We start from the raw sequence: 11094 nt of genomic DNA, 5'->3' as shown, positions 1-11094 counted from the left end.
GACCATGAATTTTAAAAAATACATAGTATCGGGGGCCGTTTTGTTGTGTGGCTTGGGAATGACCTCCTGCCTGGGTGATTTAGACCAGGAACCAAAACTGGATAAATCCAGTAATTCTATCCACAATGAAGCCGATTGCCAGTCTTTCTTGGCGAAAATTTATTCAGGTTTCGGTTTATCAGGAAATTCTTCCGATGCAAGTGTGGAACCTGACTTACAAGGATCGGACCAGGGAGCACTTGTTTTCCTCCGAGGTTTGATTTCCTTACAGGTACTTCCTACAGATGAAGCTATCTGGAACTGGAGGGATGAGGGAATTGTAGAATTATGTACAGTTGGGTGGGATTATACATTGCCCTATTCCTACACCTTTTATCAGCGTGCCATGTTGAATATTCGCTATTGTAAGGAGTTTCTGAGTGTGTATGCCAAGGATGACGAAATCATTCCGAACCTGAAACAATTCAGGGATGAAGTGCGTGGTATACGCGCCATGAACTATTATTATCTGATAGACTTATACCGTAATCCGGGGGTAGTTTGGGATGATAGTCCTACGGATGATAAATCATGGAAGCCTTCACAAATAGGAACAGAAGCGTTATTTGATAAAATAGTAAAAGAGCTGGTAGACTTGTCTGAAAACGGAAATTTGCCGGAAACTCCAACAATGGCAACCTATGGACGTATGACCAAGCCGGTTATTAATACATTGCTTGCCAAGATGTATCTGAATGCCGAAACTTATATCGGCCGTGCCATGTATGATGAGGCAGCCAAATATGCCAAGAAGGTAATTGATGCCGGATTTGGACTGGAAAGCCACTATGCCGATTTGTTCTGTGGTGAGAACCATTTAACTGGTATTCATAAAAACGAAATTATTTATGCAATACCTTTCGACCATGTCAATGCAAAAAGTTTTGGTAGTTCAATTATGGTAACTGCTGCTGCTTTTGGTGGTGACTTAAATCCTACGTGGTTCGGACTGACATCATCCTGGACTTGTTTGAAACCTACTCAGCAGATGATTGACTTATTTAAAGATAGCCCGGATGATGGTGCGGATGAACATGGCAGTAAGCGTAAAAAAGACAAACGTTATATCTTTTTTGATAATAAAGGAAAACGTTCTCCTGTTTCTAAAATGCAAGATTGGGACAGTGGTTACCTCTGCCATAAATTTACCAACCTCGGTTGGGGTGGAGCAGGCGTTACGCCTACTCCGGACCCTGATACTGATTTCCCATTGTTCCGTTTACCGGATTTATATCTGATATATGCAGAATGTGCCGTACGTGGTGCTTCCGGAGCTGATATAAATACAGCAGTCGGTTATGTAAACCAGTTGCGTGAACGTGCCTATGGCGATCAAAGTGGAAATATATCAGCCGCAAACTTGACACTTGATTTTATTCTTGCAGAACGCGGGCGTGAATTATATTGGGAAGGACAACGTCGCTCTGACCTGGTTCGTTTTGGCAAATTCACGGAAGATTATGCTTGGGCATATAAAGGTGGTACATTGGAAGGGAAAGCTCATCTGGACAAACGTTTCAACATTTATCCGTTTAGTGACCGTGATTTAACCGCAAACCCGAACTTGAAGCAAAATCCGGGTTATGAAACGCTTAACAAGTAAATGATACATAGATTTTCTGTGTGTTTTTGATTTTCGTGAGGGAACTGTTTCTGTAGTGAGGCAGTTCCCTTTTTCTTTGTTTTATTCTGAAAAAAATAATCGAATAAATATAGGAGTATTGCCTTAGTTCACCATAAGACTATGGTATAAAACGTGACAAATATATAAATAAAATGAGCGGATATGAAAACAAAGCTACAGACAGAGTCAACTAAAATATTAATGGTAGGTATTATATATTGGCTTACATTGGGGGGGGGACTTCAATTGGAGGTTATTGAATATTCCGTTTTCCGTCCGGAACAATTTTATTTATTTTTCAGTTAATATAATAAAGTATATATGATAATGACAATCAGGAAAATAACCCGTATATATCCATTCCTTTTTTCTGAAAAGAAAAGGAAAAGAGTAGAAGAACTTGTTTTTATCATAGCGATTATCGCATTTCTTTTTCATCTTGTATTAATAGGTTTAGTGAAATACGGAATTATTCCAAATCATGGAGACAATGACATTGCGCTATTGAATCCGCTGACTGCTATATACACCCCTTTCTCTGTTATATTGCTGTATGAAATATATTCTTTGATTTATTATCTTCCCAAGTCGATTACATTCTATTTAGGGAAGCAATATGAAATAATAATACTTATTCTGATACGTAAAATATTTCATGATCTGGCAGATCTGTCAACGGGTAATGAAGTGTTTACTACTGCTCAAATTGGAAATCTGCTCATTACATTTGCTTGTTTGATTATTTTCTGCCTGCTTATCTTCTGTTTTTATAAATTGACCGGCAATAGAAGTTTTAGAGGGGATGAGGAGTTGTGCATAGACGACTCCCGGAAAAAATATGTGGTTGCAAAAAAGATATTGGCATTACTCCTGATGGTCTTTTTCGTTATACTTTTTGCAAAAAGTTTATTCTTTTTGCAAGATGCCACTTTTTCCATACACGATATTGTCTATCTTATAAAGTCGATGAATGATACCTTTTTCAATACTTTCTTTACGGTGTTGATTTTGACTGAAGTGATGCTACTGTTATTGTCGTTTAACCAGACTGAAGAATTCCATAAGATTATCCGGAACTCAGGTTTTATTATCTCAACAATCCTGTTGAAACTCTCTTTCCAAACAGACGGCCTGATGAATATGCTTCTTACATTCGGGGCTATAGCATTTGGGGTTGCCATTTTGGGTGTGTACAGGCTTTTCGAACGGAAATTGGATAAGAAGCCCTGAATTCTGTATTTTTAGAATGAATGGAAGTCTTATAAGTCTGATTTTATATTGTTATTTTTATTTTACTTTTGCAGTAAAGGATACTTGAATATGCTGTTTATGGAAATAAGAAGACTGAATAAATCGGAATATAGCAATGCTGTAGCTCTTTCTATGGCTGTTTTTACGGAATGTGGGAAAGCTGATTTCAATGGGGATGGTCTTGAAACATTCAAAAGCTTTATTTATAATGAGCAGTTGATGGAAGAACTTACCATCTATGGCGCTTTTGAGGAAAATCAAGAGCTTATAGGCATTATCGGAACAAAGAGTGAAGGGAGACATATTTCTTTATTCTTTATTAAAGCCGAACATCACAGAAAAGGTGTAGGGAAAGCTCTTTTTAATTATTTCGTGGCAAATAATACAGTATCGGAAGTTACAGTCAATTCTTCAACCTATGCTGTCCCTTTTTATCTGAGCTTAGGATTTGAACCACTATGCGGCCCGCAATGTTATCATGGGCTGACAAGCGTACCGATGAAAAACACCAAGATATCAGCCCGATACCAATGATTCGGTTATATCTGGTTGTTTGCCTTCTTTCTTTTGATTGGCAGTCTGGGAAAAAGCTTTCTGAAACGAATCAGGTAGGAGGTCACATTACTGCCTGCAATAATAAGAGTCACAGCCAGAATAATCATAAATATTCCGCAACTTAATCTTGGAGTTAAAGCCTCTCCGAAAATAGTTACACCGAAGAATACGGCGGTTAAAGGTTCCAATGCCCCAAGGATTGCTGTTGGCGTGGATCCTACATATTGAACTGCCAAAGTTGTACAGAGGAATGATATGGCAGTAGGAAAAACCGCCAGTGCAATTAAGTTGCCCCATAAATACCAGTTATCTACAATATGCAGGCTTCTTCCAAAATCCACACGGATTAAAAAGAGCGACATGCCGAAAATCAGTATATAGAAAGTCAGTTTAAGTGTAGCAATATCTTTTAGTTTAGGCAGGTTCACTCCAACGATGTAAATGGCATAAGAAAGAGCTGAGCCCATAACCAGTAGGACTCCGGTTGGGTTAAGTGTTGCACCGTCACTGCTTTTGTAAAGAAGAGCAATGCCGCCCAATGCCAGAAGAATACATAAGATGGTTTGTAAGGTTAGTTTTTCCTTGAAGAACACTGCCATAATCAAAGCTACCAAAATCGGGTAAACAAACAATAACGTAGAAGCAATACCCGCTTCCATATAGTTATAACTTTGAAATAACGCAAGAGAGGAAAAGGCAACCAAAAACCCCAGGATAATTAGTGGAAATATTTCTTTTCGTTTTAATTTAAAATTTCTCCCTCTTGCCTTTATCATTATTCCCAGTATCGGGATAGCAAATAGGTATCTGAAAAAGAGAACAGAGTCCGGATCCATTCCGGTCTTATATAAAGGAAGGGCAAAAAGGGGGTTCATCCCATAAGTAGCAGCGGCTATGGCCCCTAATATATATCCTTTTACTTTTGCATTCATAAATATCTGTATTCATTTTATTTTAGCGGGCAAATGTAGAACGTTCTTTCTGTATTTGCAATATAATCTTTCTGCCAGATATTTAAAGTTTTAAAAAGCTGGCTGGTTGGTAAAATATTTGTAAAGCAAATTTCGGATAAACAGTAAAAAAGACAAATTTTTAGTTGTAGCGAACCTCCGGATTATTTATTACATTTGTAAATGTGGTTTGGATTTTATTCAAGTGAAGAGTAGAATCCGAAGTGTAAATAACCGAATAATGTATGATGGGAGCTATACTTAATGCTATTGTCAAGAAGTCTGTTTTATGGAACCCGTGGCACGGTTGCCATAAGTTGAGTGAGGGTTGCAAATATTGTTATGTCTACCGAGGGGATGCCAAACGGGATGTGGATAGTTCAATAGTGACGCAAACAAGGAATTTTGACGTACCCGTTCGCCGGAAACGTAACGGAGAATACAAGATTCCATCCGGAACACTGGTATATACTTGTTTCACTTCCGACTTCTTTGTTGAAGATGCCGATGAATGGCGTTCAGACGCCTGGGAGATGATACGGCAACGCAGCGACCTCCATTTCATGATGATTACCAAACGAATTGACCGTTTCTCCCAATGCTTACCCGAAGATTGGGGTGATGGATATGACAATGTTACTATCTGTTGTACCGTCGAAAACCAGTCCCGTGCTGATTATCGCCTACCTATTTATCGCAGTTCTCCCATCAAACACAAGATCATTATTTGTGAACCGTTGTTGGAACGGATTGATCTTAGTCCTTTTAGTATCGGTGATTGGGTGGAACAGGTGGTCGTGGGTGGAGAATCCGGGTATGATGTTCGTTCCTGTGACTTCGACTGGGTGATGGAACTTCACGATGTATGTGCAGAGGCAGGTATCTCATTCTGGTTTAAGCAAACCGGAGCGAAGTTCATCAAAGATGGCAAACTTTATCATATCAAACGTCAATTCCAGCATTCGCAGGCACGGAAGGCCGGGATTAATCTGGCTCATACTGAAATCCTGAGGGGATTAAATTTTAAGCATAAATATTAGCAAGCCTGAATAAGAAAAAAGTGACATCCCTCACCCCTCTGAGTTGTGCCCTGAAAGCTTTTATTTTAGCATTGAAGGATTCACTTGCAGCATTGGTTGGTCGTCTTCTAAAAAAGGCAACAATATTTAAGTAATGTGCTTGTATAGTCCTGGCTACAGTTCCAAAAGAAAGAAAACCGGATCTGTCTACCTCGTCATACCAATGTGCCAGGCGTGTCAAGGCAATATCTGCCGATTTTACCTGGTGATATATCAAGCCCAGCCTCATGCTTAAGTAATAGGCTTTCTTAATATCGGGATATTCCCGGAAAAGAATCCTGGCCCTTTTTCTTTGGCTCTCAGACCAAAGTTCATCTTTCTTGAATAAAAGGTACCGGCTTCTTGCCAACAGTTGTTTGCGGCTGTCCCCATTCTCAAATGTTTCAGGGACAAAGGGCTGACCGGATGTTTTGCATAGGTAAGCTCGACCATTTCTTTATCCAATGCCTCCCATCGTGCCTTTATACGCATTTCCTGTACAGCTTCAAAAGCGAGCTTCTGAACATGAAAACGGTCGATAACCTGTTTGGCGGCAGGAAAACAAACACGGGTTATCTGAGCCATATTGGGAGCCATGTCCAAGGTGATTTCACGAACCTGAAAACGCCTGCGACGGGAAAGTTTGAGCAATACTTGAGAAACCTTTTCTGCGGATGTACCTTTAACCATGGCGATGATGGTACCTTTTTTACCTTTCGCATCTTTGTTTATCAGGATTGTATACAACTCTCCTGAAGAAAGAGCTGTTTCGTCCAGCCCGACATAGGGCCCTATGTTTTTCTCGAAGAGAATCCACTCTTGGGCATGGGAACGCTGTTCCCAATTCTTAAAATGACTCAGATGATTTTTGTATTGCGACTCCAACTGTTTAGCATCCATCCCGTAATGATCCGCCAAAAGACTAATGCTTAGAGCTCGAGAGTCGATCCAATGCTTTTAAAAAAGACGCAAACTCTGTCGTTATTTGCGTTCCTTCTGCCACTAATTTCCAATTGCGGCTTACATATTTACCTGTACGGTGATTGAACCAGCGACGTTTCTTGATAAACAATAAACAAGTACGACTACGCATCGGATAATCGTGCATCCTGACTTGTTCATAAAAACCCTTGCTCTCTAATTTGTCTGTTGTATATTCCGTGGGATGTATATTCTTCTCTTCAAAGTATATTTCTACCTGATCTGGCTTTTCTTGGAAATCTGACAACTCAAAATAATCGAACATTCCATCTGGAAAGATAAAACGAAGAAATTCATCGTAACTCATTGCTTTTCTTTTTTTACTCAGGCTAAGATACGATTTATTATTTTAATCCCTCAGATTTTCGGTATGAGCCATTAATCTGGCTCTGCCCTAGTCCCACGATTTATCCACCGATAATATGCTTGAAACGGCTATTTTCTGCTACTTGCCAGAAAAAAGAAATCCCTGATAATGTCTGATTATCAGGGATTTGCTTGATTTTTCTTGTTGTTTCAGTGATCCGCCTGGGGTTCGAACCCAGGACCCCATCCTTAAAAGGGATGTGCTCTACCTGCTGAGCTAGCGAATCATCCGGTGCGTTACTTCTGTAATGCGGGTGCAAAGGTAGGGCTTTTTTTTATATATGCAAGAGTTGAAGCTACTTTTTTTTACTTTTCTCTATGTTTTTTTCTGTTGAAGGGATTGATTTTATATCATATTCCTCTTCTTCGTGTAAGATAAACCGCTTGTAATAAGAGAGGAATAGTGTTGTTAAAGGCAAGGCAATAATTAATCCGATAAAACCTAATAAAGTTCCCCAAATAGACAGGGATAGTAAAATAATCGCAGGATTTAGTCCCATCGCTTTTCCCATGATACGTGGAGTCAGGTATAAATCCTGGATGACTTGTACGATACAAAGGACTAAAACCGCCAGTCCGAATATAATCCAGAAATTTTCACCGGTTTCTGCCGCTTTTAATAAAGCAAGTAGAATCATAGGAATGATACCGATAGCCTGCATGTAAGGAATCAGGTTTAAAACGCCAATAAATAATCCCAATATAACAGCCAGAGGGAAATCAATAATTTTGAAGCCGATAGCTAAAAGTACGCCTACGCAAAGAGCAATCAGAGACTGCCCGCGGAAATAGCGGTTCATACTGTATTCCACATCTTCGGCCAATCCCTGGACAAAGGGGCGGTAGCGCCCCGGAATCAGTTTAATCCATCCGTCGGCAATCCGTTCATAATCTAATAAGATAAAGATAAAATAGAGTAAGATGATGAAAATAATGGTAATACTGAAAAGCACTGAAAAAGTGTTTGTCAGCAATATCCACATTTTAGGAGCTAATTGTTTTATCGCATTTTCTATATTTTCTTTACTAAGTAATTTATATAACTCATCCGGATCTATATTTTTTTCAATGAAGTGAATCCAGGACTGGGGAATCATAGGGATGCGTTCATAGTTTTGATTAGGTTCCTGTATCAACTCCATGGTCCTGTTTACTTCCTGTGTGACAGAAGGTACTACAAGAAAATAGAGCATGGTGCATACTAAAATTGTAGATATAATAACTGCAACAATCGAAAGTATACGGCTTCTGAATTTAAGCTTGTACTGGAAGAATTTCACGAAAGGCTGCATCATATATGCCAATAACCAGGCGATAAGAAAAGGAAGTAAGGCATTTCGCAGCAATGCAATTAAGAAGATGATGCCACCGACAATTGCAATACTAAATACGATGCGTACAACTCGATCAAATGTAAAAGGTCTGTCGAACATATTGTTCCTGTTTAATTTTTTATCTTTGCTCGGAACAAAGATAAAATAAAGTAGAATAGATTAAAGATATGCGTAAAAAAATATTTATTCTTTTCATCTCGATATGTTGTGTCTTAACTGGAAGTGCCCAAACATCACAGGCAATCAGGCAGTTGTTAAGTTCTCCTTTTATGAGAGGGGCTTCTTTTTCACTTGTTATCAAAGAATTGAATAGTGGGAAAATTATTTATAGCCATGAGCCGGATCTGCAAGTAGCGCCAGCCTCTGTTCTTAAAACCGTAGCAACTGCTACGGCGCTGGAAATATTAGGGGAGGATTACCGTTATCCTACTTCAATAGAGTATGAAGGCACTCTTGAAAATGGCATATTAAAGGGGAATCTTTATATAAAAGGAAGTGGAGACCCAAGTTTGGGTTCTTCTTATTTTGCTTCCGAGCAAAATACTTTTATGAGAAAATGGATAGAAGCAATACAAAAAGCCGGAATAAAAGAAGTAAAGGGTGCCGTTATTGCCGATGAAAGTATATTTGATACGGAAGGGGTTTCTATCCGTTGGTTGCGGGAAGATATGGGGAACTATTATGCTCCAGGCAGTTATGGACTTTCCATCTTTGATAATATGTATAAATTGTATTTGCAAAGTGGAGTTCCCGGTTCTCGTGTAACTATTAAGCGGACGGAACCGGATGTTTCATTTATCCACTTTTCCAATTATTTGAAATCGGCTCCTGCGGCTTTGGACAGTGCCTATATTGTGGGTGCTCCTTATGCGAATGAACGTTATTTATATGGAGCTATTCCGGCAAATAGGGAAAATCATGTATTAAAGGGGGATATTCCGGAACCTGCATTGTTTTTGGCTCAATATCTTACCAAAAAGATGAAGGCCGCAGGCATTACTGTTCATAAGGCGCCGACCTGCTACCGGATAGAGAAAGAAGCAGGCAGATGGAATACAAATAAAAGACATACGTTGGTAACTACTTATTCTCCTGAATTGAAAGAGATAGCGAAAGTAACGAATCATGTCAGCCATAATCTATTTGCAGACGCATTGGTAAAAACTGTAGGATTACAGTATAAGCCAGGTAAAAATGAGGTAATCTCATCGTTTGGCAGAGGTATTAAAGCAGTTACAGGATATTGGAAAAGTAAGGGCTTGGATGTGTTCCCTTTATGGATGAATGACGGTTCGGGGTTAGCTCCTTTTGATAAGGTTTCCGCCCGGTTTATAAATGATCTGCTTACTTATATGGCTCTTCATTCTAAATATTCTGATGCGTTTACCGCATCTTTGCCGCAGGCAGGAATAGAAGGTTCTGTACGAAACTTTTTGAAGGATACAAAGCTACAGGGAAAAGCCCGTCTGAAAAGTGGTGGTATCAGCCGAGTTCGTTCTTATGCCGGATATGTGGAGATAGATGGGAAGACATATGCGGTTGCTGTTTTTTCAAATAATTATTCCTGTAACATGGCAACCATGACGCGGATGCTTGAAAAACTATTGGTGAATTTATTCTGAGGAAACCACTTTATTTTGATATGGCTGGAAATACCCTTTTATAAGGATTATAGTTATGGTTTTCCGAAATCATAACTATGAATTGGAAAAATCATAACTATGAGTATTTTCAGGAGTCCCGTTAAACCTTTTTTATTTAGCTTTGTCATAATTCAGCATACTTATGTATATTTACATGTCGATAATGTTTTTTGTTGAATACCTGAAGAGATAATATGACTAAGAGAATGAAGTGGGGCGTTACGGCTGCAATTTTATTACTGATTGCAGGGATGATTGTTTATCCACAGATTAAAAGCAAGTTAAAAGCGTCTAAAGATGCGGAAGAAGTAGTTCCGACAGCGGGAAGTCAAATTCAGAAACAAGTACTTCGTATCAATGCGGAGGTTCTGAAGTACCAGTCACTTACAGATAAAGCGATTGTAACCGGAAGTACGATGCCTGATGAAGAAGTAGACCTTTCTTTTGAAGCATCCGGAAAGATTGTTGCTATTTATTTTACGGAAGGAACGCACGTGAAGGCTGGCGACTTATTGGCTAAAATTAATGATAAACCACTACAAGCCGAATTGAAAAAACTGGAAGCCCAGATACCTTTGGCAAAAGACCGTGTATACAGGCAACATACCTTGTTGGAAAAAGATGCAGTCAGCCAGGAGGCATACGAACAGGTTGCAACCGAATTTGAAAAACTGATGGCGGATATCGAATTGGTCAAAGCCAATATTGCCCAGACGGAACTTCGTGCTCCTTTCGATGGTATCATCGGTCTTCGTAATGTCAGCGAGGGAGCATATGCTTCTCCTTCGACCATAATCTCCAAATTAACCAAGATATCTCCTTTAAAAATTGAGTTTTCCGTTCCGGAGCGATATGCGGAAGATATAACAGACGGTACGCCGATCGTATTCCGTATGAACTCGTCCGTTGGTATGATGCAGGATTATAAGGCAACTGTATATGCAGTGGAAAGTAAAATAGATGAGGCTACCCGCTCGTTGAAAGTGCGTGCGACTTATCCGAACAGGGACGAATCGATTGCACCGGGACGTTATACCTCTGTTGAAATTACCCGCCGTGAGATAAAAGAAGCATTGGCTATCCCCAGTGAAGCTCTGATTCCTGAAATGGGAAAGAACATCGTTTATTTGTATAAAAGTGGTGTGGCGGAACCTGCGGAAATTATTCTGGGACTTCGCACCGAGAGTCAGGTTCAGGTTTTGAAGGGACTGAGTGTCGGTGATACGGTGATTACTTCCGGTGTGATGCAACTTCGTACGGGAATGAAAGTGGCGATTGATAATCTGAAGTAAC

Annotated in this window: 12 protein-coding genes and 1 tRNA gene; 7 read left to right on the top strand and 6 right to left on the bottom strand. The window is 39.6% G+C overall.

From position 1 onward, the window contains the following. Positions 1-4: 4 nt before the first annotated feature. The 4 genes from ACGE0T_RS18995 (at position 5) to ACGE0T_RS18980 (ending at position 3448) form a co-directional block, all read left to right on the top strand. The gene (locus tag ACGE0T_RS18995) at positions 5-1642 is read left to right on the top strand and encodes a RagB/SusD family nutrient uptake outer membrane protein (protein ID WP_459188138.1); all 1638 of its coding nucleotides are present in this window, start codon (positions 5-7) and stop codon (positions 1640-1642) included. A 183-nt stretch (positions 1643-1825) separates the two neighbouring features. Then, positions 1826-1969 (top strand): hypothetical protein, encoded by a 144-nt coding sequence (locus ACGE0T_RS18990; RefSeq protein ID WP_459188137.1) that lies wholly within the window; start codon positions 1826-1828, stop codon positions 1967-1969. A 15-nt stretch (positions 1970-1984) separates the two neighbouring features. Further along, entirely contained in the window at positions 1985-2893 is a 909-nt protein-coding gene (locus tag ACGE0T_RS18985) for a hypothetical protein (protein WP_459188136.1), read from the top strand. Positions 2894-2992: 99 nt separating this feature from the next. After that, positions 2993-3448, top strand: coding sequence for a GNAT family N-acetyltransferase (locus tag ACGE0T_RS18980; RefSeq protein WP_459188135.1), 456 nt, complete (start codon positions 2993-2995; stop codon positions 3446-3448). A gap of 5 nt (positions 3449-3453) precedes the next feature. On the opposite strand, the gene ACGE0T_RS18975 is transcribed toward ACGE0T_RS18980, so the two are convergent. Then, a complete protein-coding gene (locus ACGE0T_RS18975) occupies positions 3454-4401 on the bottom strand; it encodes a DMT family transporter (RefSeq protein WP_459188134.1) in 948 nt (315 codons plus the stop codon). A 266-nt stretch (positions 4402-4667) separates the two neighbouring features. Here ACGE0T_RS18975 and ACGE0T_RS18970 point away from each other — a divergent pair, with 266 nt between their 5' ends. Beyond that, on the top strand, positions 4668-5459 hold the full coding sequence (locus tag ACGE0T_RS18970; protein WP_459190515.1) for a DUF5131 family protein: 792 nt from the start codon (positions 4668-4670) through the stop codon (positions 5457-5459). On the opposite strand, the gene ACGE0T_RS18965 is transcribed toward ACGE0T_RS18970, so the two are convergent. From ACGE0T_RS18965 to ACGE0T_RS18945, 5 genes are all read right to left on the bottom strand, one after another. Next, the gene (locus ACGE0T_RS18965) at positions 5443-5847 is read right to left on the bottom strand and encodes an ISL3 family transposase (protein WP_459187771.1); all 405 of its coding nucleotides are present in this window, start codon (positions 5845-5847) and stop codon (positions 5443-5445) included. The two genes, ACGE0T_RS18970 and ACGE0T_RS18965, sit on opposite strands and share 17 nt — an antisense overlap. Beyond that, a complete protein-coding gene (locus ACGE0T_RS18960; protein ID WP_459187770.1) occupies positions 5730-6377 on the bottom strand; it encodes an ISL3 family transposase in 648 nt (215 codons plus the stop codon). Before ACGE0T_RS18960 ends, ACGE0T_RS18965 begins: the two co-directional genes overlap by 118 nt. 22 nt (positions 6378-6399) lie before the next feature. Continuing rightward, positions 6400-6765 (bottom strand): ISAon1 family transposase N-terminal region protein, encoded by a 366-nt coding sequence (locus tag ACGE0T_RS18955; RefSeq protein ID WP_459187769.1) that lies wholly within the window; start codon positions 6763-6765, stop codon positions 6400-6402. 213 nt (positions 6766-6978) lie between these two features. Beyond that, positions 6979-7051: transfer RNA gene (locus tag ACGE0T_RS18950), tRNA-Lys, on the bottom strand. 69 nt (positions 7052-7120) lie between these two features. Then, a complete protein-coding gene (locus ACGE0T_RS18945; RefSeq protein WP_459188133.1) occupies positions 7121-8257 on the bottom strand; it encodes an AI-2E family transporter in 1137 nt (378 codons plus the stop codon). Between the two features lie 68 nt (positions 8258-8325). On the opposite strand from ACGE0T_RS18945, the gene dacB reads away from it, so the two are divergent. Together dacB and ACGE0T_RS18935 are read left to right on the top strand one after the other, a co-directional pair. Further along, positions 8326-9780 carry a D-alanyl-D-alanine carboxypeptidase/D-alanyl-D-alanine endopeptidase gene (dacB, locus tag ACGE0T_RS18940; RefSeq protein ID WP_459188132.1) on the top strand — a complete coding sequence of 485 codons (1455 nt, stop codon included), beginning with the start codon at positions 8326-8328 and terminating at the stop codon, positions 9778-9780. A 215-nt stretch (positions 9781-9995) separates the two neighbouring features. Continuing rightward, the gene (locus ACGE0T_RS18935; protein ID WP_459188131.1) at positions 9996-11093 is read left to right on the top strand and encodes an efflux RND transporter periplasmic adaptor subunit; all 1098 of its coding nucleotides are present in this window, start codon (positions 9996-9998) and stop codon (positions 11091-11093) included. Position 11094 lies beyond the last annotated feature (1 nt).

It is taken from the genome of Parabacteroides sp. APC149_11_2_Y6, assembly GCF_054506995.1.
This window is presented reverse-complemented; position numbering and strand designations above follow the sequence as displayed.